Here is a 25019-nt window from a genome sequence, read left to right on the forward strand (position 1 = left end):
TCAGGTCCTCCGGATCAACGACCTTGAGTAAGGAGGGAAGCAAAATAATCGATGGTTTTTTTCAGACCTTGTTCCACGTCAACGGTCGGCCGCCAGTCCAGTTTTTGCTGGGCCAGGGAAATATCAGGCTGTCGCTGTTTCGGATCGTCTGCGGGCAAATCCTTGTATATAATCTTTGATGTGGAACCGGTAAGCTGAATGATCCTGTGTGCAAACTCCACAATGGTAGTCTCAGTGGGGTTTCCCAGATTCACCGGTCCGATAAAATCTTCGCATTCCATCATCCTCATCATGCCATCGACCAGGTCATCAACATAGCAGAAGGAACGGGTTTGCTTTCCTTCTCCATAGACCGTTATATCTTCCCCGGCCAGCGCCTGGACAATGAAGTTGGAAACAACCCTGCCGTCGTTGACGGCCATGCGGGGACCATAGGTGTTGAAGATGCGGATGATCCGGATATCAACCCCGTTCTGACGATGATAATCCATCATCAGCGTTTCAGCCACCCTCTTCCCTTCATCGTAGCAACTTCTTATACCGATAGGGTTCACATTACCCCAGTATTCTTCACGCTGGGGATGAACCTGCGGATCACCGTAGACCTCGGATGTGGAGGCCTGAAGTATCCTCGCCCTCACCCTTTTTGCCAGACCCAGCATATTGATGGTGCCCATGACGCTAGTCTTTATGGTCTTTACAGGGTTGTACTGGTAGTGAATGGGGGATGCCGGACAGGCCAGATTGTAAATGCGGTCGACCTCCAGCAGAATCGGCTCGGTGATATCGTGGCGGATGAGTTCGAAGCGGCGGTCATCACACAACTTCTCAATGTTTTTCTTGCTGCCGGTAAAGAAATTATCGAGACAGATAACTTCATTGCCGGAGGCAAGAAGTCTTTCACAAAGATGCGAGCCGATAAAGCCGGCGCCGCCAGTAACGAGAATGCGCATAGTGAATCCTTGGTTCCCTCTCTATTCAACAGGCAGTGCTGAAATGTTTGCCGTTTCGGCCGATGGGCAGATATTCAAAGCCGGCTTCCTTGATGCGTGATGGTTCATAGAGATTTCTGCCATCAAAGATGAGTGGCCTCTTGAGCAAGGTCTTGATTCTTTCAAAATCAGGGGTTCGATATTCGTTCCATTCGGTTACAATGGCCAACGCATCGGCTCCCTTGAGTATCTCGTACTGGTTGTTGCTGTAAGTGATACGATCGCCGAAGATCTTTCGTGCCTCTTTGATGGCCTCCGGGTCATGGGCGCAAACCTTAGCACCCAGTTCAAGCAAGCGGCTTATAATAACCACGGATGGGGCTTCACGCATATCGTCTGTCCTGGGTTTGAATGACAGTCCCCAAATGGCAATGGTCCTGCCCTTGAGGGATTCGGTCGAGCCGTCACCAAGACAGCGGATGATCTTGTCGGTCAATACCAGTTTCTGCAGTTCATTAACCTCTTCCACGGCCTTCAGGAGCATGAAATCATAGTCATTCTCCTCGGCGGTTTTGACCAGAGCCTTGACATCCTTGGGAAAGCAGGAGCCACCATAGCCGACACCAGGAAATAAAAAATCGTAGCCGATGCGCGAGTCGGAACCAATTCCTTCTCTGACTGCCGAAACGTCGGCACCCATGCGATCGCAGAGGTTGGCTATCTGGTTCATGAAGGAGATTTTGGTCGCCAGCATGGCGTTGGCTGCATATTTGGTCATCTCGGCGCTACGGATGTCCATAATGATCAACCGGTTTGTTTTGCGCATAAATGGCGAATAGAGTTCCTTCATGATCTCGCCGGTGCGCACATTGTCTGTGCCGATAACCACCCGGTCAGGTTTCATGAAATCGTCAATGGCAGCGCCTTCTTTCATGAATTCAGGGTTGGACACCACGTCGAATTCAATGTCCCTGCCTCTCTTTTGAAGTTCTTCCCTGACAACGCCACGAACTTTATCTGCCGTGCCTACGGGCACTGTGGACTTATCCACCAGTATCTTGAAGCCTTCCATATTGCGGCCTATTACCCTGGCCACATCCAGAACGTATTGCAGGTCAGCAGAACCATCCTCGCCTGGCGGAGTCCCCACAGCGATGAAATTTATCAAAGAAACCTTGACTGCGGCTGCCAGATCGGTGGTGAAAGATAGCCGTCCTTCGGCGAAGTTCCTGATGACCAATTCTTTCAGGCCGGGCTCATATATGGGAATGACACCCTGCTTAAGCCCTTCGATCTTGGCTTCATCCACATCAACGCAGATGACATCATTACCGCTTTCGGCAAAACAGGTCCCGGCAACAAGCCCCACATAGCCTGTTCCGATAATGCAGATTTTCATTGAAGGATGCCTCCTCAGGCAGGTGGTTTAGCAGTTCTATATACCACAGAAGATGTCACTTCGCCAGCGTTTTCAGGGTAAAAACTAGAAATTTTAAATAGTTCATGGACTTTGCCTTTTCTGAAACGCCAGGACTTGCCTGGTAAGTTGAGCGTATTCTTCCAGGGTAAGGGTCTCCCCCCTGCGTCCTCCATCTATGCCCGCCTGGGACAAAATGAGATTCAAGTCATCATTGTCAGCAATCAGGGCTGACCTCAGACAGTTGGCAAGGGTCTTGCGACGCTGACTGAAGGAAGCCTTGACCACCTGCCTGAACAGGGTCTCGTCACCAACATCCTGCCGTGGTGCAGCCAGCGGGACAAATTTGAGTACTACCGAATCTACTTTGGGTATCGGTCTGAAAGACCCGGGCTTCACGATCAGCACCCGAGAAATATTGAAGTGCAGATTGCAGAAAACGGACAGAATGCCGTATTCCTTGGTGCCTGGAGAAGCTATGAGCCGGTCGCCGACCTCTTTTTGCAGCATTAAAATCAATGACGAAAACAGCGATACATTATCAAGAAATTTAAAGATCACCTGACTGGAAATATTGTAGGGGAGATTAGCCGCGACCTTCCATCTTCCGTTCCAGCGGCTGCCCAAGACTTCAGGAAGCTCAATCTTTAGGATATCACCCTGGATGAATTCCACGTTGTCTGCCCCAGAGAATTCCTTCTCCAGTAATGGAACCAGTTGACGATCCAGTTCCACAGCCAGTACCTGTTCGGCTCTCTTTACCAGCAGGGAGGTCAATGCACCACGACCGGGGCCGATCTCCAGCACCCTGTCGGACGGCTCAAGGACCACTGCCTCCACGATCCGGGAAAGCACATTGCCATCAACCAGAAAGTTCTGCCCCATGGATTTTTTAGCACGTATTTTCTCCATGGAATCAATTTCCTCCAGTTAAAGAGATAGCATCAAGTGGCCATACGGGCAGGGCATCCAGTTCAAAGCCGCAGGCAATATTGTTGCAAAGATAATAGTCGCCGGGAACGGCAAGCATCGCTGCATTATCGGAGCATAGAAGCGGCGAGGGTATGAACAGTTCAGCGCCTTCTGTTTCGGCAAAGGTGGCCATATCCCTGCGCAATCCACTGTTGCATGCTACGCCACCTGCAACGACCAGTCTCTTGATGCCGCTTTGGATAACGGCTGCCCTGGTTTTACTCACCAAGACCTCACAGACGGCGGCCTGAAATGAAGCACAGACGTCGTTCAGTGCCGAACCTTCCATGGCAGCGGGATTTTTACGGACATAATTCAAAACGGCTGTTTTCAGGCCACTGAAACTGAAATTGTAATTATCCTCATGCATCAGTGGCCGCGGAAACTTTATCGCCCTGGGATCGCCTTCAGCCGCCAAGCGGTCGATAAGGGCACCACCGGGGTAAGGTAAACCCATCAGCTTGGCGACCTTGTCGAAGGCTTCTCCGGCCGCATCGTCAAGGGTCTGGCCGATAGTCCTGTAACGGCCGATGGCCTGCACCTCGTAAAGATGAGTATGGCCCCCCGAAACGGCAAGGGCGATGAAAGGAAATTTCACATCACTTTCAAGCATAATGGCGAGGATATGGGATTCTATATGGTTCACCCCTACTACAGGGATATTGAGTCCATATGCCAGAGCTTTGGCCGTGGATATTCCCACCAGCAACGCTCCTGCCAGGCCGGGTCCCCGGGTGACGGCTATTCCTTCGATGGCCGATATGGGTAGATCTGCCTTGCGCAGTGCCTCTTCAATGACGATGGAAATGGTTTCCAGATGTTTGCGCGAGGCTATTTCCGGCACTACCCCCCCGTAATCGGCATGGATGCTGATCTGTGAGGCGACTATGTTGGAAAGGATTTCCCTGCCATTCCTGACAACGGATGCAGCAGTCTCATCACATGAAGATTCAATTGATAAAAGCAGCATAAACTAGAAGGGCGTGATTTTACACGCCCTTACACCTTTCGATTATTGGGGGTCCTATTGATTATAGAAGATTGGCTGCCAATTCGGCCAGCTCCGAACGTTCCCCTTTTGTCATTGTTATATGTCCGGCAATGCCTTGTCCTTTAAACCTTTCCACCACATAAGTCAAACCATTGCTTGAGGAATCCACATAAGGGTTGTCGATCTGGTAAGGGTCACCGGTAAGAACAATTTTCGTCCCTTCACCTGCACGGGTGATAATGGTTTTGATCTCGTGGGGGGTCAGGTTTTGGGCCTCGTCTACAATCATGTACTGATTGGGGATGGACCGGCCACGGATATAGGTCAGTGGCTCTATGTCCATGATACCCATGGCCATCAATTCCTTGTAGCCTTTGCTATGGCGCTTTTCCCCTTCGTGGCCGGTAAGCAGAAGTTCAACGTTGTCGAATATTGGCTGCATCCATGGTGTGAGTTTTTCTTCGATGTCGCCGGGCAGAAAACCCAGGTCCCTTCCCATGGGGAATACCGGGCGGGAGACGAGTAACCGGTTGTAAATATTTTCTTCTGCAGTCTTGTGCAATCCTGCAGCGATGGCAACCAGCGTCTTGCCCGTACCGGCCTTGCCGACCAGAGTTACCAGCTTGATGTTGTCATCCAGCAGCGCTTCCAGGGCGAAAGCCTGTTCGCGGTTCCGGGGATGAATGCTCCAGATACCTTCTTTACCAGCCCTTTTGATGGCAAAAACTTTATTCTCCTTATCGTCGTATCTACCGATAGCCGTGTGGGAAGCATTCAACTGGTCTTTGAAACATACGAACTGGTTGGGGTAGAAGTTTTGTTCCATGGATAACCAGCCCTGGCCATGGAAACGGTCAATCACATCAGCTTCGGCTTCGATTTCGATATATCCTGAATAGAGATCTTCGATCACAACCTTGTCGGATTCGTAATCTTCGGCAACAAGGCCTATGGCATCTGCTTTGATGCGCAGGTTGGTATCCTTGGTTACGAATATGACTGGTTCTTTCTCATTTTTTGCCTTGACGTCAAAAGCCACCGCAAGAATGCGATTATCGCCCCGCTCTTCGCGCAGCTCGGGAGGGAGCCTCTTCATCACTTTCTCTTCATAGATCTCGACGCGAATATTACCGCCATTTTCCAGCTTTATTCCTTCAGACAACGAGCCTTGCTTGCGCAGGTCGTCGAGAAGCCTGGATATTTGCCTGGCATTGCGCCCCGTTTCATTCATATCCTTTTTGAAACGGTCAATTTCTTCAATCACGGTGATGGGAATGATAATGTTGTTTTCCTGAAATTTGAAAACAGCCTGTGGATCATAGAGAAGTACGTTGGTGTCCAGTATGAAGTGTTTCATGTAATCCTTTCCCATTCAATTTATCTTTCCGAGACAGACAGCACCAAGCCCCTTGATGTGGCAAGAATCTTAAGGTAAACAGGCTGTTTCTTGTATTCTGCATCCAGCACGACCTCACCATCCTTGTTCAATGCTGCAAGCACACGTTCCGGAGACTCTTTTATCCTGTAAAAATTATAGATGCCGGTACGGTAGAGTTCTTCCTTTTTCACCGGGCGCTCAGGAGGTAGAGAGCACCCGAAGCAAGTGAGCAAAATAAGGCAAAGTGTTGAATAAAACATCCTTTTCATTACCGATCCTTTCCTTAATGAATGATGCTGCGCAATGCATCCAGCAAGAAGGCTATGTCTTTGTCGGTGTTGAAAAACCCTGGACTTACCCTGACAGTCCCATGGGGATAAGTACCGATGGTCTTGTGGGCCATGGGGGCGCAGTGAAGTCCGACCCTGACGCTGATATCGAAATCGGCATCAAGATGAAAACCTATGGTTGCAGGATCAATACCCTCGACAGTGAAGGATACGGCCCCCCCGCGAGATTCGGCATTATACGCTGTAAAAGTCTTAACCCGTGGGAGTTGTTTCAGGCCATCAAGCAGCAGGGACACTAGTTTAATCTCCTTCTGCCTGATATTGTCGATGCCTGTTTTCAGAATGAATTCCACACCTGCTTTAAGTCCGGCTATGCCCGGGGTATTCAATGTGCCGCTTTCGAACTTTTCCGGCATCGTCTCGGGCTGTGCCGTATCCGACGAGGAAGTTCCGGTCCCGCCCAAAAGAAACGGCGACAGATCGACATGTTCTGCGATATAAAGAAGACCTGTTCCCTGGGGACCCAACAGTCCCTTGTGGCCCGGTACTGCCAGCAGATCTATCTTCTGGTCCATGATGTTGATCGGCATGCATCCAGCGCTCTGGGCAGCATCAACCAGGAAGAAAACTCCTGCCTTTCTTGCCGTGTCGCCGATCGAGGCAATGGGTTGGATAGTGCCGGTCACATTGCTGCAGTGGGACAAGGCTATAAGCTTCGTTTCCGGGCGAAGTGCAGCAGAAATCGCAGCAGGGTCAATGCTCCCATTCCTGTCGGCAGAGACCCAGGTTATTTGCACGCCTCTGTTTTTTGCAGCATACAGAGGGCGGACAAGGGAGTTGTGTTCCATTGTCGTCGTAACAACATGGTCGCCAGGCTTTAACAAGCCATTGACTGCGATATTGAGTCCTTCGGTAGCACTGTGGGTAAAGACCAGGCGGGATGAATCGGTAATACCAAAGAAAGATGCCAGTATCTCGCGCGCCTCGAAAACAAGTCTTGATGCGGCCAAGCTTCTTTTATAACCGCCCCTGCCAGGGCCTACGCCTATTTCTCGGAGGGCATGCTCAACGGCTCCATAGACGGGGTCAGGCTTGGGAAAAGTAGTAGCCGCATTGTCCAGGTAAACTGACATTCTTAATCTAGTAACATTTTAAGGCATGTTTGGCAACTCTTTCATGGGTGCTTACTGAATAGTTTTTCCGGTTTCACCTTGGACATTGCCAGCGCCTTGAAAAGCCGATCCGTCAGTATCCGTTCGAGCTTGAGCATTTCTTCCACAGACGTAGAGACCTTATCCACCTTGCCACCCGCCATCATACCATGCCCTCCGGCTGTCCCCATCCCGTCCACCAGTTTTTTGATGATTTCTCCCACATTGGTATCATGGCGTATGGTACGCATGGATAAAATCATCTCATTATTGTAATGTCCCATACAAAGCACGGTCTCGATCTTTTCAAGTCTAAGCAGGAAATCGGCAAGCTCGGCAACTATTTCAGGAAAGACAACCATGCGCAGGTTTGCCACCAGTACAGTATCGTATATTCGGGTATGTTTGAGGGCATTGTTCAAGGACAGGAAGTATTCAGCAGGGAGTTTCGGATGACAGATCTCATAGAGAAGCAGTTTGTTGGTGAGGGGAAAAAGCTTGTGGTACGCTTCTCTGTCAGGTCGATTCGCCTCGCGACCCAAATCCTGGGTCTCCGATTTAATGGCATAAAAAAGGGCTGTGGCAAGTTTGGTACCGATGGGAATGTTTTCTGCCACCAGATATTCATAGAGGATAGTCGCCGTCACGCCGTAATTCGGACGTATATCCACAAAGCGACAGTTCATGCTGGTTTCTCTTACCGGATGATGATCGATAAGAATGTCAACTGCTGTGCCAGGAGGCAATGAATTGTTGCCGACGCCAGGTTGAGTATCTACCATGCAGATCACCTGGAAATCGCTTATATTCAGAATTGCAAGGGGGGTAAGCGGTATCTGCAGTTCTTTAGCCATGGCCAGGTTTTCACTTCGGCCAATCATCCCCGAGAATGAGAGGACTGCTTCCCTGTTCAACTTCATGACAAAAAGGTGATTCAGGGCCATTGCCGAGGCGAAGCAATCGGGATCGGGATTATCGTGAACAACAATGAGGATTTTGCCTTTTCCCCTGACCCACCTCAACATATCTTCCACATACCGGTTGAGGCTGGAGCAGTCAGCTGCAATGGACATGAAAACTCCCATAAAAAAATTAATAAATTGTATCTGAAGGTGCTCCCGATACAATATATCAGCCGAAAAAGGCAATAAAAAAGGGGGCAGGCTGCCCCCCATCTTCATGAAGATTTTTACATCTCAGCCCAGAAAGCTGTTGTGATTCCTTGCCCTGTTGGCAAGAATGGTGGGATCGAGCACCTCACCACAGCAGGTGCACTTCCAGGCATCAAAAGACCTGACAAAGTCATAGTATTTCTCGGCAAACATTCGACCTTTACACTTGGGACATTGCATAATAAATAACCTCCAGAGGGTGAAATAATTAATCAAAGTGTCCTCTGTGGTATTCATCATACATGCCACGACAAAGCAGATTAGAGGGAAAGATAAAGCTATACTTATTCGACAGTAAAAATCTTTTACAATTTTACATAGTTACTTACTCATAAAAAATCCCCTAATTTTTTCTACCTTCCCTTCAGAGATACCTTTTACGCTTTTCAGTTCCTCGATGGAACAAAAACCGCCATTATCTTGACGATAATTAACGATATCTTTTGCTGTTGTTGGTCCGATACCAGGCAAGGCTTCCCAATCATCCTCTTCCATTAATCCCAGGTCAAGGGGGACTCCCAGGATCAGACGTTCTTTAGCCTTCATATAACTTATGGATAGCACGTACTTTTTTAGCCCTTTTTGTTTAACATCCAAAATCATGCCGGGTTTCAATAATGTCTGAAGATTGACATCAGGTGCAGGAAGAAAGGCCGGATCAATGATCGTCATATTTGTGACGGTCCCTACGGTAGAACCGTCAGGTAATCGATAAATGCCTGAGCGAGGCACATCTCCTTTAACTCTCACAGTGACTCTGCCTGTTGACCAAGAAAGAAAGGCCACTGCCGGTCCGGTTTTCGCCCGTAAGCAGTGGCCTTTATACAAAAGAGATGCAACAAGAAAGAGTGCAAAGAGCCAGACTATGAAGCGCTGGCTTCTCACCGTCACTTTCTCGACGCCTCGCTTTCCTCATCCTTGTGCAGCTTGAATTCGATGCAATCGATCAGAGCTTGGTAAGAGGCGTCAATGATATTGTCCGAAACGCCAACCGTGCCCCAGCGGCTTTGTTTGTCGCCCGACTCGATCAGCACTCTGATTGCCGATGCCGTGCCCTGACCGGCAGGAAGAACCCTGACCTTGTAATCCAGCAGTTTCACCTCTTTGAGCCGCGGGTAGAATTTCTCCAGTGCCTTGCGTATGGCATTATCCAGCGCGTTGACCGGGCCATTTCCTTCAGCAGCGGTATGCTCGACCTTGCCGCCCACCTTTACCATGATGGTCGCTTCCGAAATCATCTTCTGGTCTTCGTGACGTTTCTCATCGATGACACGGAAACCAATCACTGAGAAGAATTTCTTGTGGGTGCCAAGCGCCCGTTTCATCAGCAATTCGAAGGATGCCTCAGCCCCTTCGAATTGATATCCCCTGTTCTCCATTTCCTTGATGTTATCGAGGATTTCAAGGGTTACCGGATCTTTGCTGTCCAGGTTGATCTGAAATTCCTCAGCTTTTGCCAGTATGTTTGCTCTGCCCGAGAGGTCGGATACCAGTACCCTGGTGCTGTTGCCCACCAGTTCCGGCCGCAGGTGTTCATAGGTTTCCGGGTGTCTCTGTATGGCGCTGACGTGTACCCCCCCCTTGTGGGCAAAGGCTGAATTACCCACATAGGGTTGGTGCTTGCTTGGCGAGAAGTTGGCCAATTCATAGACATACCGGGACAGTTCGCGCAGCTTCTTCAACTTTTCCCCAGGAACCGACTCCTTATGCATTTTCAGCTGCATGGCCGGGATGATCGAGCAGAGATTGGCATTGCCGCAACGCTCACCGAAGCCGTTGATGGTGCCCTGCACCTGAACGATGCCCAGGGAGACAGCCATAAGTGAGTTGGCAACCGCACACTCGGAATCATTGTGGGCGTGAATGCCAAGAGGGGTCTTGATGTGCTTTTTCACGTCCTTGATGATGTCGGCCAAATCGAAAGGCATGGTGCCGCCGTTGGTGTCGCAGAGAATGATGCAATCGACCTTTGCCTCCTCTGCAGCCTTGAGTGTCTTGATAGCATATTCCGGATTGGCCTTGTACCCGTCGAAGAAATGTTCGGCATCATAGAAGACTTCGGGTGCATGAGCCTTGAGATACTCCAGGGAGTCGAAGATCAGCTCCAGATTCTCGTCAAGGGAAATACGCAGCGCTTCGCGAACATGGAAATCCCACGTCTTGCCGAAAATGGTGACAACGTCGGGCTGGGCCTGGATCAGAGTAATGATGTTCTGATCCTTGTCAGGCGTAATCTTCGCGCGCCTAGTGGAACCGAAGGCAGCGATTTTGGCCTGGGAAAGCTTTTCCTTTTTTATATCCTTGAAAAAAGCCACATCCTTGGGATTGCTGCCCGGCCATCCCCCTTCGATATAATGGACGCCGAATTCATCCAGTTTATGAGCAATGCGGACCTTGTCTTCAACAAGAAAAGAGATATCTTCAGCTTGGGTACCATCTCGAAGGGTGGTGTCGTAGATTTTTACCAGACTCATGTTTTCACCTTTATATGCGTTGTAGTTCCTCAGTTAAACAAAAGGCACAGAAAACATCGACGGAATCTCTGCATTTCTGTGCCTTTCAGGTTATGTCGCTTTATGACGAATTGGCTTGCAGATTATGCAGCTTTACCGGACAAGCCGAAAATATCGTGGAGCACACGCACGGCAAGTTCGGTGTACTTGGCATCTATTACCACTGAAACCTTTATTTCCGATGTGGAGATCATCTGGATGTTGATCCCTTCCTTTGCCAAGGACTGGAACATTCTGGTTGCCACACCTGCATGGCTTCTCATGCCGACGCCAACCACGGAAACCTTGCTGATATTCTCGTCCGTCACGACCTCTTTTGCATCGATGCCTTTGGCTGCTTCATTGGTGATTGCCAGAGCCTTCTTGAAATCGGCCTTGGTCACTGTAAAGGTGAAATCGGTCAGATCTGCTGCACTCACATTCTGCACTATCATATCAACCGAAATGTTGGCTTCGGACAAGGGCGATAGTATCTTGGCTGCAATACCAGGCTTGTCGGGCACCTGCATCACGGCAATTTTGGCCTCGTTTTTGTCATATGCTATTCCTGAAACGAGAACTGCTTCCATATCTTTATCCTCCTTGGTAACCATGGTTCCTGGATTGTCGTTGAAGCTGGAGCGCACATGCACATCCACGTTGTATTTCTTGGCAAATTCCACGGAGCGGATCTGGAGGACCTTTGCCCCAAGGCTTGCCAGCTCGAGCATCTCATCATAGGAGACCTTCTCGATCTTCTGTGCATCCTCACAGATATTGGGATCGGTGGTATAGACGCCATCAACATCGGTGTATATTTCACAGACGTCGGCCTTGAGGGCTGCCGCCATGGCCACTGCAGAGGTATCGGAGCCGCCGCGCCCGAGAGTGGTGACGTTACCGTCACCGTCTACTCCCTGAAAGCCGGCCACAACGAGAATAGTCCCATCCTTGATGTCGGCACGTATCTTCGTATCGTCGATTTTTTCGATGCGAGCCTTGCTGAAAGCGTTATCGGTGATTATGGGAATCTGCCAGCCATGATATGACTTGGCTTTATAGCCCATGGATTTGAGACACATGGCCAGGAGGGCGATGGAAACCTGCTCTCCCGATGCAACCAGGACGTCGTATTCCCTGTTATCCGGAAACTCGCTTATATCATTGGCCAGGGCGACCAGCTTGTTCGTTTCACCGGACATTGCCGAAACGACTACCACCATGTCGTTGCCGGCATCGTATGTTTTAGCGACCCTTTTGGCAACATTACGAATTCGCTCTATTGTCCCCATTGAACTGCCGCCATACTTTTGGACCACCAGTGCCATGCAAGTCCTCCTCCCTTATTTAATGAGCAACATGCCCTAATTTATTCGGAATAACCTTATTACCAAGAATCAATCTCCCGGTCAAAACATTTTTTCATTATCATCATCCATGAGAAGCCGGATCAATTGCTCCCCCCTGCTTCCCGAAGATGTAAAAGAAAGACTTCTGCAGTCATCACCCACATGAGACATCGTTATGAGAAGGTAGTCGTCAGGCAGCATCTCCTGCAGGCGCTCGGCCCATTCCACAAGACAGATGCCATCGCCATGGAAATATTCGTCAAAACCGAGATCAAGCAAGTCCTGGCCACCATGCAGCCGGTACAGATCGAAATGATAAAAGGGAAGTCTTCCCGAATAGACATTGAGAAGGGTATAGGTCGGACTGGTTACGGGGATGGACGGATCGACCCCCAATCCTTCGGCAATCCCTTTGGCGAGCTGGGTTTTTCCGGCGCCCAGTTCACCCTGCAAAGCAACGAAATCGCCCCCCTGAAGAAGGGTTCCCAGCTTTTTTCCAACAGAGACCGTCTCTTCGACGCTTTTGCTGACAAGCGACCAGGTCACGGCTCGATCATGCTGCGGATAAGATCGATGCGACTGACGACACCCACCAGTTTCTGCCCTTCCACCACCGGAAGAGCATGAATCTGCCTTTTGCTCATGATGTCCGCCACCTCGTTCAGTGGTGTTGAAGTATTGACGCTGGTAACGTCCTCGGAGAAGATGTCACCAACAGTCTGCCCGGTCATTTTCTTCAGCTCTTTTTCAAATTTCTTGTCGCTTTCAAGGTATAAGACCCAGTCGAAGATAGATATCACCGTTGGAATGTGCAGGCTTTTGTCCTGCTCTATCAGATCAGTCTCGGTAACAATGCCGACCAGATGGTTATTCTCATTGACCACGGGAAAACTGCTCACCCTGTGTTTGGTGAACAGTTCGGCCAAGGTCCGCACGGTCGTTTCCCTGGTAACCGTAATAATATTGTCTTTTGTCATCACATCGGCAGCAGTCAGCATGTTTATCTCCTCTTGGTTATGAAGAACCGTTCATAGCATTGGAAAGCAGTGTTTTAAAAGCATAGGGCAGCGATTCCTGCACATCCACTGCCGAAATGCCGATCTCCCCTTTTTCAGTGGCGACTAAATCGCCTGAGAGGCCATGGATAAAGGTTCCAAGGCAGCAGGCAAAAAATGGCGGGTAACCTTGACCAACCAGTGCCGTGACAACCCCTGTCAGCACATCTCCCATCCCGCCGGAAGCCATGCCCGGATTGCCGCTGCCGTTGATGGCAATTTCTCCGTCGGGGGAGGCAATGATCGTTCTTGCCCCCTTCAGGATCAGAAAGACTTTATACCTGCTGCTGAAGGACTTGGCAACTCCAATTCTATCCCCTTCCACATCGGCTACGGTTATTCCGGCAAGTCTCGCCATCTCTCCCGGATGTGGTGTGAGGATGACAACGGACGATTTTCTTGCTTGCAGCACTTCTGGCTGTGCAGCAATGGCATTAAGTCCATCGGCATCAACCACCAGCGGCAATGCCGCTTGGCTCACTATCTTCCGTACCAGGTCGGCAGTTTCGGGCTCAAATGACAATCCGGGGCCAACGGCAATAACGTCTTTCCCCGCCGCAGCTGTCATGATCCCCTTGAAAGCATCCCCGCAGAAAAAGCCGGTTCCGCCGTCAGGCACAGGCAGAGACATGGCCTCGGTGGTTTTGATCTCCATAGTAGGATTAAGCAGCGCCGGAACAGCCACGGTGACAAGGCCGGCACCGGCACGGACCGCAGAGTTGGCCGCCATGGCAGCAGCGCCGGTTTTCCCGCTGGATCCGGCAACGATGAGACAATGGCCGCATTGGCCTTTGTGGGTTTGCCTCCCCCGCGGCCGCAGCAGTTTGCGGGCAGCTGCATGGTCCATAAATTCACATCCTGGCGCATCGGCAATTACCTGTTCCGGTATGCCGATGTCAGCCACCTGCAGCGTGCCACACAACTCCGCCCCGGGATAAAGAATGCAGCCCAGCTTGGCGGCAGCGAAGGTTACCGTCATATCTGCCCGGACAGCCTTGCCCAGAATCTTGCCGCTTGCCGAATCAACGCCCGAAGGAATATCCACGGCAAAAACCGGGGCCGAAGCCGAATTGACCAGATCTATGGCTTCTGCATAGACTCCCCTCACCTCTGATTTCAGGCCGGTTCCCAGAATGGCATCCACTATCACCCCGGCACCTGCGAAAGCAGAACCGTGCTTGGCCAGATCGCCGGGTCTGGGGCAGGCGGTAATCATGGCCTCATCAAGCCTCTGCAAGTTAACGGCCGCATCACCCGTGATCTCTTCCGGAGAACAGAGGATAAAAACCCGCACCTGCCAGCCCTGTCCTGATAAAAGTCTGGCTATGACAAAGCCGTCGCCGCCATTGTTTCCCTTGCCGGCGACAATGACAACTTTTTTGTTGCCGCCATAAGCGGCAGTTATGGCTCCAGCGCAGCAGCGGCCGGCATTTTCCATGAGGATCAGGCCTGAAATGCCCAACTCATCGATGGTTCTGCGGTCCAGCTGCTGCATGGTCTCGCCGGTCACAGCCTTCATTTATTTCTCCAATACCAGCATGGCCACAGCCATGTTGCCGTCGTGGGAAAGGGAAAGAAAAATCTTTTGCAGGCCCGCTTCGGCAAAGAGCTCACCGGCCTTGCCGGTTAAAAGCATCTCCGGCTTCCCCAGCCGATCGTTGACGATCTCCATATGCTGCCAGCTGACCCCCCCCCGGAGACCGGTGCCCAGAGCCTTGAGAAAAGCCTCCTTGGCGGCAAAGCGCAGGGCGAAGTGCTGGGCGCTGTGCTTTTTGCCCGAGCAATATTCCAGCTCGCGGGGGGTGAAGACCCGCTGCAGCAGGGAAGTATTGTTTTCGCTGACAAAGCGCTGGAAGCGGGAGATATCAACTATGTCGACACCGGTGCCGTAGATCATTGAATGGTAGTTGTCCCTTGTGGACAAGGATCAATCGAAGATTTAAAGGAAGCACTTTTTCCGGCAATCGTTAAAGTTGTGATCGTTATTTTTGACGTGGCATCCTGAGCCGCATTCTGATGGGACACGGAAACAGTTTCGCCTGGGCGGATAACGCCTTGGTCGCTCCTTGGTGATTGGTTGGTTATCGTATACTTACTCGTTGCAGTCCCGGATACGCTGATGGTTGCAGAAGTCTGGAGATTAAATATCTGTATCGGACCGGAGTCCGCAAATGAGCCTGGCGACTGACTGCACTTATTCGTCCCCTCAAAAGAGAAGGAAACATTACTATTTTTGCTTCCCGACGTGGTACTATCCTCCGGAAACCACTCAACGCCGCACCCGGCAACAACCACAACCAAAAGCACCGCCACAATCCACTTGTTCATGTCATATCTCCACATCCTGCATAAGGTTTGAATATTTGAACCTTATAACACGTTCACCGCCTCTGTTAAACCCATTTTTGAGGGGATGCATAGAAAATGACAGGTTCTGCGGATAGGGGAGATTATCTGCTTTCGACAGAATGTTCTTTAAGGAGGATGTACTTGTTGTCGAGTATCTCGATCTTGCTCTCTTTGGCAAAGCGGTTTAAAAGACGGGTGACCGTTTCGCGGGAAACGTTGGCATAGCCGGCGATATCCTTGTGCATCAGTTTCAGGGCGATGATGATGCCCCGTTCATCCCGTACACCGTTCAATTTCCCCAATTGATCGAGAACCGCTCTCACCCGCTGCTCGGCGCTTGAAAAGCTCATCACCTTCAGCATCAGCCATGACTCTCTCAATCGGTGGCATAACATGGAGATAAGCTGATTCATGACCTTTTCGTTCTGCAGGAGAAACTTTTCGAAACTCTCCCTTGCTATGAGCTGGATCAGGGAATCTTCCATGGCAATAACCGTAGCCGGCGCGGTTTTACCGTCCAGAATAGCCATTTCGCCAAAGTATTCGCCCTTCTTGTGAATGGCGAGGATATGCTCCTTGCCATCTTCACTGGACTGGACGACCTTCACTTTGCCGGAGGAAACGATGTACATATATCGCTGGGTATCCTCCTCCCAGAGAATGACATTGTTCCTGAAGAACTTTTTTTCTTCGATAATGCCCATCAGGGAAGAAAGTTGATCATCCGTCAGTGAGGCAAAAATCGGGATGCTTCTCAGAAAGGCAAAGGTCTTAGCATTGTTGTTATTGCTGGCCGTATTGGATACCGTCATTTGTGCCCTGCCTTTCGGGGTTTGGTGAAAGCCTGCTGAGGCTGTACTTTTTCATGAGGTCGTAAAGGGTCGGTCTGCTGACACCTAGAACTTCCGCCGCTTTAGCTATATTGCCTTCCTGGCGGCCAAGGGCGGAGATGATCATTTCCCTTTCCAGCCTGTCTCTTGCGTCTTTCAAAGTCACACAGCCCATGGGCGGCATCATCAGCGGCATGCTGTTTTCAGTAAGCCCAAGATCAGCCGGCTCTATCAGTGGGGAATCGGACATGATCACCGCGCGCTGCACCCTGTTCTCCAGCTCTCGCACATTTCCGGGCCAGGTGTAGTTTTTCAGGATTTTCAAAGAAGAAGTACTGAAGCCTCTGGTCTTTTTGCAGAATTCCTCCGTCGCCCTTTTCAGGAAAAGGTTTGCCAGCAGCATGATGTCGTCCCCCCGCTCCCGCAATGGGGGAAGATTTATGGTTATGACGGCAATCCTGTAGTACAGGTCTTCCCGGAACAATCCTTCGCCGATTGCCTTGGCAATGTCCATGTTGGTTGCCGAAATTATTCTGGCATCAACGGCTATGTCTTCCCTTCCACCTACCCGCTGCAGAACCTTTTCCTGAAGAAAACGGAGAAGCTTTACCTGGAGGTTACCCGGCAGTTCCCCTATTTCATCGAGAAACATGGTCCCCTTGTGGGCATATTCCGCCTTGCCGAGAATCCTGGCATGGGCGCCGGTGAAAGCGCCACGTTCGGTGCCGAACATCTCGGATTCAAGGAGGTTTTCGGGGATTGCGCCGCAGTTTATGGGTACGAAAGGGCCGTTTTTCCTGAGGCTCATATTGTGCAGGGCCTTTGCCACCAGTTCCTTGCCGGTGCCGCTTTCACCTGTGATGAACACGGCTACATCCGATAAAGATACCTTTCTGATCATGGAAAACACCTGCAACATCTGCGGACTTTTGCCGATGATGCCACCGAAACCGCACCCCTTCTGTTCCAATACCGACTGCTGCCGTGCGTTGTCCTCTTCCATATCCAGCAGGTTAAAAGCCCTGTTGATGATCACCCTCAGTTCACTCATATGGATCGGTTTCCGACAGAAGCCATATGCGCCTGCCTGCACAGCCCTGAGCCCGATGTCACGGCGTTCGTGTTCGGTAATGACTATTACCCTGGTAGTGGGGGAATGACTGAGAATCTGCTCCAGACAGCGAAAACCTTCGACTATTCCATTCTCGTCAGGAGACAGGCCGATACCCAGAGTAACTACTTTGGGACGATACCTGTAAAATAGAGCAATGGCTTCTTTACAGTCTCCTGCAAACATGACGTCATATTCTTTTCCAATTCCCCGTTTGAGCTGTTTGCATAACTCGCAGTTGTCTTCGATGATGAGGAGTTTGTTCATCGTCTCTCCCGATGACTTGTTCGCCAACCTGCAGACCGCCCTTTTAAAACCAGACCTACAGCATCGCGCATTTAATTAAATAATAATAATATACTCCTATAGGATAATTTATTTACGGGAAAATTCAATGACAGCTGGAGATATTTGTAACGGTGCCGGCATAAATGAAAAAGGGTGCCGAGATTATCCCCGGCACCCTTTTTAAGAACATTGCAATGTTTAGCTCATTACCAGCTGACGAGCCCCACTGCCCGCTGCAGGATCAGGCGGGCATCGTTCAGATTAATCACACCATCCCCCTTGGGCTTGCCATTTGCGTCAAGCGGCCACACATCCCCGGCTGCTTTCATCGTCTGCGTCTGCAGTGCCGGCTTCAAACTGGCCTGCAAAATCACCAGCGCATCGGCAATGTTGACGACTCCGTCGCCATTACCGTCACCAGCAGCTGCAGTATCCGGCACAGCAGGAGGAACTACTGCTGCATAGGCTTGTACCATGTTGGAAAAAGCGCTTTCATTCCCAGAAGCATCGTAAGCTGTCACTTCAAAAAAGTAGTCTTTCGCAGGATCAAGGCCGTTCAAGGTAAAGGTATCAAGATTCTTCACGTCAACCGGCGATTTGCCCTGGACCGCATCTGAACCGTCGAAGGTTCCTGTGGATGAACCGGCTTTGTAATAAAGCTTGTAACCTGCCAGGTCAGGCTCAGTATTACGGTCCCAGTTGAGTGTTACATCTTTGGCAAATACTTGTGCGCTTGCACCGAAACAGGAAACAGCCAAAAGCAACAGGCAAATGCTTTTTTTCATAATTACTCCTTTTACTTTAACGGATTGAATCGCCGGATCGCCGGCTCTTGCCGATTTCCAGCACCTGCTTTTACAGGTGCAGCTCAGCTTGTGTTCCCTAACTTAGCCTCAAAGCTGAATCAGGTGTGTGACGAGAATCACCAGCTTTGCAGGCTGTTGCAGGAATCAGCGGTACCGGGTTTCCGCCGGGTTGCCGCCAAAAAATTCGGAACCTGTTGACAACGCCTTATTTTATGGAAATAATTTAATAAATTTCGCTTAACGACAGCTCAAGCACCTGGTTCTGGCGCTGCTTACAAAACCTGCCCTATCCCGGTTCCTGCCGTTGATCGAGACGTCCCGACTAAATAGTGGAGGGGATGCAGAGGAAGACCCTGCGTCACCTTTTCCAGGAAAAGTGAGTATTGAATGTGTGGAATAGCGGGCATATGCAATCCGGGACGCTCACCTGAAGTTCTGGTCTCAAGGATGATCGCCGTCATGCGGCACCGGGGCCCCGATGCGTCGGGCATTTTCCTGGATGCCAACATGGCCATGGGGCATGCCCGCCTCAGCATCATCGACCTGGGGGGAGGCACTCAACCGATCTGTAATGAGGATGGGCGGCTCTGGATCGTATATAACGGCGAGATTTTCAATTATCCCGAACTGCGGGCGCTGCTTTTGAAAAAGGGGCATGTGTTTCGGACGGCGACCGATACGGAAGTGCTGGTGCATCTTTATGAAGAATATGGCCCCGATGCCCTGTCCATGGTCAATGGGCAGTTCGCCTTCGCCATATGGGATACCCGGAAGAAAGAACTCTTTCTGGCAAGGGACCGGGTTGGCATCAGGCCGCTCTTCTACACCCGGAATGACAACCAGCTTGTCTTTGCCTCGGAAATCAAAGCCATTTTTCAGGACCCGGCCATAAAAAGGGAACTCGATCTTCAGGCACTGAAGCAGATCTTCACCTTTTGGACGACAGTCGGCGATAGAACTGCCTTTAAAAATGTCCACGAATTGCGTCCCGGTCATTACATGGTCTTCAGAGACGGCAGGATAGTGGAAGAAAAGGCCTTCTGGAGTCTCCCCTTTTATCAAAAGGAAGAAAGGTGGCAGGGAACATTCGGAGAAGCCTGCGAAGAACTACGGGAGTTGCTCTTGGATGCAGTCAGGTTGAGACTGCGTGCCGATGTTCCGGTCGGAGCCTACCTGAGCGGTGGATTGGACTCTTCCATAATCACTTCCCTCATCTCAAGCAGGTTCGACAATAATTTAAGGACTTTTTCCGTCGGATTCGACGAAAGTCCCTTCGACGAAACTCCTTTTCAGGATGAGATGGTCAGATTTCTGGGGACGGGCCATACGAACCGGCGAATAAAGAATACCGACATTCGGGATAACCTGCCGAAGGTGATCTGGCATTGCGAAAAGCCCCTGCTGAGAACTGCTCCTGTGCCCTTGTTCATACTCTCGAAGGTGGTCAGTGACAACAGCTTCAAGATCGTATTGACCGGTGAAGGTGCCGACGAAATCTTCGGCGGCTACAACATCTTCAAAGAGGCAAAGATTCGCCGATTCTGGGCAAACCAGCCGGAGTCAAGGGTGCGCCCTCTTCTTCTGGAAAAGCTTTACCCATACATTTTCCAGAACCCGGCCAGGGAAAGGACTTTTCTGCAGAAATTCTACGGGGTTGACGCCGCCGATTCGGAAGACCCTTTCTTCTCCCATGGCATCCGCTGGAAGAATACCGGCAGAAACGTCATGTTTTTTTCAGAGGATGTGACCACTGCCCTCAAAGGATATCAGCCCGTTCAGGAACTGAAGGCGGCACTCCCCCTTGATTTTGACGGCCGGGATTGCCTGGCGAAGGCCCAGTACCTGGAGACGAGCATCTTCCTTTCCAACTACCTGCTTTCCTCCCAGGGAGACCGGGTAGCCATGGCAAATTCGGTGGAAATGAGGGTACCCTTTCTGGACTTCAGGGTCATCGATTTCGCCATGAGGCTCCCTCCCAAATGGAAGATCAGGGCCTTGAACGAAAAGTATATCCTGAAAAAAACCTTTGCCGGAAACCTGCCCCCCAGGATTACCAATCGTCCCAAGCACCCGTACCGGGCGCCGATACAGGATGTCTTCTTCCAGAACCTGCCCGGTTATGTCGATCACCTGGTGTCCGATCAGTATCTGAAGAAGACCGGCATCTTCGATCCCGGCAAGACCGGCTTTCTGGTTGCCAAATTCAGAAAAAAACAGAAGCTGGGCGAAAGCGAGACGGAGAACATGGCCCTGACGGGAATTATCTCGACGCAACTCCTTTACCAGCAGTTCATGGAAAATTTCCAAATTGCAGACATAACTAATTTTGAGGTGAATAAGATCATTCGACTCAATTAATCCCATCTATCTGACTACTGGAGACAATGATGAGCCCACACGGCACCTTTTCCGCGGAATCATTGAAAACAGACGTTGAGTACGAAGCAGAGCGTATCTGCACAAAATTACGCACCATTCTCAAGGAAGATCTGAAAAGAAGAGGCATAGTCATCGGAGTTTCAGGGGGAATCGACAGCAGTGTGACAGCCGCCCTTGCTGTGAGAGCACTGGGCAGGGAACGGGTATATGCACTTGAGATGCCTGAGCGGCATTCGGCAGATGAAACAAAGACGCTGAGTTCAATGCTGATCGAGCACCTGGGAGTCGAGTCCCAGCATGTGAATATTACCGGCATACTGGAAGCCGTGGGCTTCTACCAGCTTTACGATGATGCGGTGAGGATGGTAGTTCCCGAATACGGCAGAGGCTGGAAATCCAAGATCGTCACATCCAGCGTCTTCGAGAACAACGGGTTCAACCTGCCATCGCTGGTGGCCCAGTCGGAGTCGGGTTGCACCATAAAGAAGCGTCTGCCGCTGACACCCTATCTGCACATAGTTGCAGCCACAAACTACAAACAGCGCATTCGCAAGATGATTGAATATTATCATGCAGACCGTCTCCATTACGCCGTTGCCGGAACCCCCAACCGCCTGGAGTATGACCAGGGCTTCTTCGTAAAACTCGGGGACGGTGCTGCCGATATCAAACCCATTGCCCATCTGTACAAGTCTCAGGTCTACCAGTTGGCTGGATACCTTGGAATTCCGGAGGAAATCAGAAAAAGACCTCCGACGACAGACACCTATTCCCTTTCACAGCAGCAGGATGAGTTCTATTTTTCGCTCCCTTACCAGTCCATGGATCTGTGCCTGATGGGCAAGAACAAAAGCGTTCCACCGGAAGAACTGGCAGCGCTGCTCGATTTCAATGTGGAGCAGATACAGAAGACTTACAACGAAATTGACAACAAGCGCAGCACCACCAGATATCTTCATCTCCCCCCACTGCTGGTCCAGGAAGTGCCAGAAGTGTCGGTAAAGTGACAATGCCGGTAAAGCGAATATATTTCAGGAAAGGTGAAAACAATGAAAGAGACAAAAGAAACAATCAGGAAATACATCGTGGAGAACTTTCTCTTCGGCGAGGATGAAGGTCTGAAAGATGACACTTCGCTCCTGGAAAAGAAAATCATAGATTCCACCGGTATTCTGGAACTTGTGGCGTTTCTCGAAAAAGAATTTTCCATCCGCATCAGGGACGACGAGCTCGTCCCGGAGAATCTCGATTCCATCGACAACATGCAACATTATCTGTCGGGAAAAAAAACTCCGTCTGCAGACTGCTGTAGCGCAGGCACATGGGTTTCCATCTGACCTGACCATTTCGCCCGATAAAGGAGTGAGATAATGCTGGTACATGAATTCCTCATCAATTCTGCGGCACTAAGGCCTGACAAAGCTGCGCTTGTCTGCGGCCAGCAGCGGCTGGCCTACAAAGAGCTGGACATCCTTTCGGACAGGCTGGCGGTAACCCTTGTGGAAATGGGCATTACGCGGCAAGACAGGGTGATCATCTTCCTGGAAAACTCGCTGGAGTCGGTAATAGCCATGTTTGCAATTCTCAAGGCCGGCGGCGTTTTCATCATGCTGAACCCGGACATGAAGGCCAACAAACTGAGCTTCATCCTGAAGGATTCCGAGGCGAAGGGTTTAATCGGACACACCGGCAAATTCGCGGTCATCAATGACGCCATGATGGATACAAACACTCTTGAAAACATCATCTGGTGCGAAGATGGAGATACGGACCTGCACCTGATGGAACGCTCCACCAGACCTGACATGGAGACTATTCTATGGTCAGGGATCATGAATAATCATGGTTCCGTCCCCACGGACAAGCTTCCCAGGTGCATAGATGTGGATCTTGCCACCATCATCTACACATCCGGGTCGACCGGCGAGCCAAAAGGGGTCGTCTCCACCCATTACAACATGGTTGCTGCCGCCGCGAGCATCACCTCGTACCTGAAAAACCGGGAGGACGATATCATCCTCAACACACTGCCGCTCTCCTTCGACTACGGCCTCTACCAGGTAGTCATGGCCGCTCTTTTCGGCGGGACAGTGGTCCTGGAAAAATCCTTCACCTATCCCTATGCCGTAATCGAACGCCTGGTGCAGGAAAAGGTCACCGGTTTCCCCATTGTGCCCACCATGGTGGCAATATTGCTGCAACTGGAGAGCCTCGGCAAATACGACTTCAGCTCCCTCAGATATATGACCAACACCGCTGCGGCCCTGCCTGTCTCATACATTGAAAAGCTGCAGGCATTTTTCCCACATGTAACCATTTTTTCAATGTATGGCCTGACCGAGTGCAAAAGGGTCGCCTATCTTCCCCCGGAAGAGCTGAAACGAAAACCTTCGTCGGTGGGAATTGCCATACCCAATGAAGAGGTATTCATTGTCGGCGCCGACGGCAACAGAGTCGGGCCGAAAGAGGTGGGAGAACTGGTAGTTCGAGGCTCCAACGTGATGCAAGGCTACTGGAAAAGACCGGAGGAAACGGCAAAAACCTTCAAGCCCGGCAGATACCGGGGCGAGACTCTTCTTTATACCGGCGACCTGTTTACCATGGATGAAGAAGGCTTCCTTTACTTTGTCGCCCGAAAAGACGACCTGATCAAGACCAGGGGCGAGCGTGTCAGTCCCAAGGAGATAGAGAACTGCCTGTGCTCCCTGCCCGGGATTGTGGAAGCTGCTGTCATAGGTGTGCCCGATGAGATTCTCGGCCAGGCGATAAAAGCCTTTCTGGTTACAGGAAAAGAAGCCCGATTGACTCAGGACGACGTTCTGAAACACTGCAGCAAAAATCTGGAGTCATTCATGGTTCCCAAATATCTCGAATTCCATGAAATCTTGCCAAAATCGGCAAGTGGAAAAATCGACAAGAAAAAATTAAAGACAATGACAGAGTCGAAAGAAGATATCCCGGATCCTCTGCAGGCCCAGCAGTAACGATGAATAAAATGGTGCAGACGGGAGATCAATGGCCCTGAGAGTCAGACGATATACTCCGGACGATGAAGATGCGTTGTTTACCTTCAGAGAGAAAATATTTCCCGAAGGGCACAAGAGCCTCGACAGAGCACATTTCCGATGGAAATTCCTTAAACATCCCTATGCCGATGAACTGCCGTTTTTCATCATGGAGCATGATGGCAAAGTGGTAGGCACCCAGGGATATTGGCCATTTCTCCTCCGTATCGGCAACAAAAGGATGACCTGCAGCCACCTGGTGGATTTCAATGTGGATGATGCATACAGGGGGTTGCCGACACTCAGGCTGTTCAAGGCAGTATGCTCCTGCTCTGAATTGAATTTCGGGGCCTACCTTTCTTCAGATGCGAAACGTTTTTTTGCAGCGGCCAATTGGATAGATATAAGTTCGCACCTGAAGAACTATTACTGTTTCATAAGTGCGCCTGCTAAAGCAGGACTGATTGGAAAATCAAGGTCCTTCTTCAGGTCATTGCTGATCAGTGCCAAACTCAGGGCTTTGACAATTACAAACAGAAGTTACACGTTCAAACTTGAGCCGAACATCCCAACCCAGGCGGATGAAATCCTTCGCCAGTCACAAAATGAAGAACAGGTATGCTTGGTCAAGGAGAAAAAATTTCTCAACTGGCGCTATGAACCGTCTGTCAGGAGAAAATACAACTTTGCGTCTGTTTATCTTGATGGCAGCCTGAAATGCTTCCTGATTTTCAAAATTATTAAAGACAGTGGTTTGAACCGTTGCTTCATCATGGACATTATCCATACTCCAGGGGAGAAACGGCCGCTGAAAATACTTCTGATTCATCTGGCTGCATATCTTAAAAATACAAGTGACGTGGCTGTATTACAGTCAGCCGCTTTGCCGACATTGGGAAACCTGTTACTGTCATGTGGCTTTTCAAGCAATGATAGCAATATCGGTTTCATGCTGTCACACAACAGCTATAATTTTACAAAAGAATCAAATAGCTTATCAAGGTTCAACTTTGTGTTGGGGGATACGGATTTCTTATAGATTCAGAGGGAAA

25 protein-coding genes are annotated in these 25019 nt (G+C 50.3%); 5 read left to right on the plus strand and 20 right to left on the minus strand.

Annotation, left to right across the window (positions count from 1 at the left end):
* Positions 1 to 14: 14 nt before the first annotated feature.
* From GEOB_RS14520 to GEOB_RS14610, 20 genes are all read right to left on the minus strand, one after another.
* Positions 15 to 953, minus strand: coding sequence for a UDP-glucuronic acid decarboxylase family protein (locus GEOB_RS14520; protein ID WP_012647999.1), 939 nt, complete (start codon positions 951 to 953; stop codon positions 15 to 17).
* Between the two features lie 25 nt (positions 954 to 978).
* Positions 979 to 2331: a UDP-glucose dehydrogenase family protein gene (locus tag GEOB_RS14525; RefSeq protein WP_012648000.1), complete on the minus strand. Its 1353-nt coding sequence runs from the start codon at positions 2329 to 2331 to the stop codon at positions 979 to 981.
* Positions 2332 to 2433: 102 nt separating this feature from the next.
* The gene (rsmA, locus tag GEOB_RS14530; protein ID WP_012648001.1) at positions 2434 to 3261 is read right to left on the minus strand and encodes a 16S rRNA (adenine(1518)-N(6)/adenine(1519)-N(6))-dimethyltransferase RsmA; all 828 of its coding nucleotides are present in this window, start codon (positions 3259 to 3261) and stop codon (positions 2434 to 2436) included.
* Between the two features lie 4 nt (positions 3262 to 3265).
* Entirely contained in the window at positions 3266 to 4291 is a 1026-nt protein-coding gene (gene tsaD / locus GEOB_RS14535) for a tRNA (adenosine(37)-N6)-threonylcarbamoyltransferase complex transferase subunit TsaD (RefSeq protein ID WP_012648002.1), read from the minus strand.
* 61 nt (positions 4292 to 4352) lie between these two features.
* A complete protein-coding gene (locus GEOB_RS14540) occupies positions 4353 to 5669 on the minus strand; it encodes a PhoH family protein (RefSeq protein ID WP_012648003.1) in 1317 nt (438 codons plus the stop codon).
* A 20-nt stretch (positions 5670 to 5689) separates the two neighbouring features.
* Entirely contained in the window at positions 5690 to 5881 is a 192-nt protein-coding gene (locus tag GEOB_RS14545; protein ID WP_230198962.1) for a hypothetical protein, read from the minus strand.
* A 92-nt stretch (positions 5882 to 5973) separates the two neighbouring features.
* Positions 5974 to 7113, minus strand: a complete 1140-nt coding sequence (locus GEOB_RS14550; RefSeq protein WP_012648005.1) for an aminotransferase class V-fold PLP-dependent enzyme — start codon at positions 7111 to 7113, stop codon at positions 5974 to 5976.
* 41 nt (positions 7114 to 7154) lie between these two features.
* Positions 7155 to 8204, minus strand: coding sequence for a DHH family phosphoesterase (locus GEOB_RS14555; RefSeq protein ID WP_012648006.1), 1050 nt, complete (start codon positions 8202 to 8204; stop codon positions 7155 to 7157).
* A gap of 123 nt (positions 8205 to 8327) precedes the next feature.
* On the minus strand, positions 8328 to 8483 hold the full coding sequence (locus tag GEOB_RS19980; protein ID WP_012648007.1) for a transcription initiation factor IIB family protein: 156 nt from the start codon (positions 8481 to 8483) through the stop codon (positions 8328 to 8330).
* A 141-nt stretch (positions 8484 to 8624) separates the two neighbouring features.
* Positions 8625 to 9188, minus strand: coding sequence for a ComEA family DNA-binding protein (locus tag GEOB_RS20180; RefSeq protein ID WP_154650501.1), 564 nt, complete (start codon positions 9186 to 9188; stop codon positions 8625 to 8627).
* A 2-nt stretch (positions 9189 to 9190) separates the two neighbouring features.
* Positions 9191 to 10777 (minus strand): citramalate synthase, encoded by a 1587-nt coding sequence (gene cimA / locus GEOB_RS14565; RefSeq protein ID WP_012648009.1) that lies wholly within the window; start codon positions 10775 to 10777, stop codon positions 9191 to 9193.
* Between the two features lie 122 nt (positions 10778 to 10899).
* Positions 10900 to 12123 carry an aspartate kinase gene (locus tag GEOB_RS14570; RefSeq protein ID WP_012648010.1) on the minus strand — a complete coding sequence of 408 codons (1224 nt, stop codon included), beginning with the start codon at positions 12121 to 12123 and terminating at the stop codon, positions 10900 to 10902.
* 81 nt (positions 12124 to 12204) lie between these two features.
* Positions 12205 to 12690: a tRNA (adenosine(37)-N6)-threonylcarbamoyltransferase complex ATPase subunit type 1 TsaE gene (gene tsaE, locus GEOB_RS14575; RefSeq protein WP_012648011.1), complete on the minus strand. Its 486-nt coding sequence runs from the start codon at positions 12688 to 12690 to the stop codon at positions 12205 to 12207.
* Entirely contained in the window at positions 12687 to 13142 is a 456-nt protein-coding gene (locus tag GEOB_RS14580; protein ID WP_012648012.1) for a CBS domain-containing protein, read from the minus strand. The genes tsaE and GEOB_RS14580 overlap by 4 nt, the downstream gene beginning before the upstream one ends.
* 16 nt (positions 13143 to 13158) lie before the next feature.
* Positions 13159 to 14718, minus strand: coding sequence for a bifunctional ADP-dependent NAD(P)H-hydrate dehydratase/NAD(P)H-hydrate epimerase (locus GEOB_RS14585; protein WP_012648013.1), 1560 nt, complete (start codon positions 14716 to 14718; stop codon positions 13159 to 13161).
* Complete coding sequence (locus GEOB_RS14590) at positions 14719 to 15096, minus strand: holo-[acyl-carrier-protein] synthase (protein WP_012648014.1); 378 nt, start codon at positions 15094 to 15096, stop codon at positions 14719 to 14721. It lies immediately after the preceding gene.
* Complete coding sequence (locus tag GEOB_RS14595) at positions 15093 to 15527, minus strand: hypothetical protein (RefSeq protein WP_012648015.1); 435 nt, start codon at positions 15525 to 15527, stop codon at positions 15093 to 15095. Before GEOB_RS14595 ends, GEOB_RS14590 begins: the two co-directional genes overlap by 4 nt.
* A gap of 122 nt (positions 15528 to 15649) precedes the next feature.
* Positions 15650 to 16360, minus strand: coding sequence for a Crp/Fnr family transcriptional regulator (locus tag GEOB_RS14600; RefSeq protein ID WP_012648016.1), 711 nt, complete (start codon positions 16358 to 16360; stop codon positions 15650 to 15652).
* Positions 16332 to 17756 carry a PEP-CTERM-box response regulator transcription factor gene (gene prsR / locus GEOB_RS14605; RefSeq protein ID WP_012648017.1) on the minus strand — a complete coding sequence of 475 codons (1425 nt, stop codon included), beginning with the start codon at positions 17754 to 17756 and terminating at the stop codon, positions 16332 to 16334. The genes GEOB_RS14600 and prsR overlap by 29 nt, the downstream gene beginning before the upstream one ends.
* Before the next feature lie 227 nt (positions 17757 to 17983).
* A complete protein-coding gene (locus tag GEOB_RS14610) occupies positions 17984 to 18562 on the minus strand; it encodes a dockerin type I repeat-containing protein (protein ID WP_012648018.1) in 579 nt (192 codons plus the stop codon).
* A gap of 408 nt (positions 18563 to 18970) precedes the next feature.
* On the opposite strand from GEOB_RS14610, the gene asnB reads away from it, so the two are divergent.
* The 5 genes from asnB to GEOB_RS14635 are packed head-to-tail and all read left to right on the plus strand — an operon-like array spanning position 18971 to position 25006.
* On the plus strand, positions 18971 to 20941 hold the full coding sequence (asnB, locus tag GEOB_RS14615; protein ID WP_012648019.1) for an asparagine synthase (glutamine-hydrolyzing): 1971 nt from the start codon (positions 18971 to 18973) through the stop codon (positions 20939 to 20941).
* 26 nt (positions 20942 to 20967) lie between these two features.
* The gene (gene nadE, locus GEOB_RS14620) at positions 20968 to 21969 is read left to right on the plus strand and encodes an NAD(+) synthase (RefSeq protein WP_230198963.1); all 1002 of its coding nucleotides are present in this window, start codon (positions 20968 to 20970) and stop codon (positions 21967 to 21969) included.
* A gap of 42 nt (positions 21970 to 22011) precedes the next feature.
* Positions 22012 to 22299 carry an acyl carrier protein gene (locus GEOB_RS14625; protein ID WP_012648021.1) on the plus strand — a complete coding sequence of 96 codons (288 nt, stop codon included), beginning with the start codon at positions 22012 to 22014 and terminating at the stop codon, positions 22297 to 22299.
* Positions 22300 to 22332: 33 nt separating this feature from the next.
* Entirely contained in the window at positions 22333 to 23946 is a 1614-nt protein-coding gene (locus GEOB_RS14630; protein ID WP_012648022.1) for a class I adenylate-forming enzyme family protein, read from the plus strand.
* 31 nt (positions 23947 to 23977) lie between these two features.
* On the plus strand, positions 23978 to 25006 hold the full coding sequence (locus tag GEOB_RS14635; protein WP_012648023.1) for a GNAT family N-acetyltransferase: 1029 nt from the start codon (positions 23978 to 23980) through the stop codon (positions 25004 to 25006).
* Positions 25007 to 25019 lie beyond the last annotated feature (13 nt).

The organism is Geotalea daltonii FRC-32 (assembly GCF_000022265.1).
Lineage (GTDB): Bacteria > Desulfobacterota > Desulfuromonadia > Geobacterales > Geobacteraceae > Geotalea > Geotalea daltonii.

Coding starts and splice junctions, on each gene's coding strand:
- GEOB_RS14520 (WP_012647999.1), bottom strand. CDS start 953: ATGCGCATTCTCGTTACTGGCGGCGCCGGCTTTATCGGCTCGCATCTT.
- GEOB_RS14525 (WP_012648000.1), bottom strand. CDS start 2,331: ATGAAAATCTGCATTATCGGAACAGGCTATGTGGGGCTTGTTGCCGGG.
- rsmA (WP_012648001.1), bottom strand. CDS start 3,261: ATGGAGAAAATACGTGCTAAAAAATCCATGGGGCAGAACTTTCTGGTT.
- tsaD (WP_012648002.1), bottom strand. CDS start 4,291: ATGCTGCTTTTATCAATTGAATCTTCATGTGATGAGACTGCTGCATCC.
- GEOB_RS14540 (WP_012648003.1), bottom strand. CDS start 5,669: ATGAAACACTTCATACTGGACACCAACGTACTTCTCTATGATCCACAG.
- GEOB_RS14550 (WP_012648005.1), bottom strand. CDS start 7,113: ATGTCAGTTTACCTGGACAATGCGGCTACTACTTTTCCCAAGCCTGAC.
- GEOB_RS14555 (WP_012648006.1), bottom strand. CDS start 8,204: ATGTCCATTGCAGCTGACTGCTCCAGCCTCAACCGGTATGTGGAAGAT.
- GEOB_RS19980 (WP_012648007.1), bottom strand. CDS start 8,483: ATGCAATGTCCCAAGTGTAAAGGTCGAATGTTTGCCGAGAAATACTAT.
- cimA (WP_012648009.1), bottom strand. CDS start 10,777: ATGAGTCTGGTAAAAATCTACGACACCACCCTTCGAGATGGTACCCAA.
- GEOB_RS14570 (WP_012648010.1), bottom strand. CDS start 12,123: ATGGCACTGGTGGTCCAAAAGTATGGCGGCAGTTCAATGGGGACAATA.
- GEOB_RS14580 (WP_012648012.1), bottom strand. CDS start 13,142: ATGCTGACTGCTGCCGATGTGATGACAAAAGACAATATTATTACGGTT.
- GEOB_RS14585 (WP_012648013.1), bottom strand. CDS start 14,718: ATGAAGGCTGTGACCGGCGAGACCATGCAGCAGCTGGACCGCAGAACC.
- GEOB_RS14590 (WP_012648014.1), bottom strand. CDS start 15,096: ATGATCTACGGCACCGGTGTCGACATAGTTGATATCTCCCGCTTCCAG.
- GEOB_RS14595 (WP_012648015.1), bottom strand. CDS start 15,527: ATGAACAAGTGGATTGTGGCGGTGCTTTTGGTTGTGGTTGTTGCCGGG.
- GEOB_RS14600 (WP_012648016.1), bottom strand. CDS start 16,360: ATGACGGTATCCAATACGGCCAGCAATAACAACAATGCTAAGACCTTT.
- prsR (WP_012648017.1), bottom strand. CDS start 17,756: ATGAACAAACTCCTCATCATCGAAGACAACTGCGAGTTATGCAAACAG.
- GEOB_RS14610 (WP_012648018.1), bottom strand. CDS start 18,562: ATGAAAAAAAGCATTTGCCTGTTGCTTTTGGCTGTTTCCTGTTTCGGT.
- asnB (WP_012648019.1), top strand. CDS start 18,971: ATGTGTGGAATAGCGGGCATATGCAATCCGGGACGCTCACCTGAAGTT.
- nadE (WP_230198963.1), top strand. CDS start 20,968: ATGATGAGCCCACACGGCACCTTTTCCGCGGAATCATTGAAAACAGAC.
- GEOB_RS14625 (WP_012648021.1), top strand. CDS start 22,012: ATGAAAGAGACAAAAGAAACAATCAGGAAATACATCGTGGAGAACTTT.
- GEOB_RS14630 (WP_012648022.1), top strand. CDS start 22,333: ATGCTGGTACATGAATTCCTCATCAATTCTGCGGCACTAAGGCCTGAC.
- GEOB_RS14635 (WP_012648023.1), top strand. CDS start 23,978: ATGGCCCTGAGAGTCAGACGATATACTCCGGACGATGAAGATGCGTTG.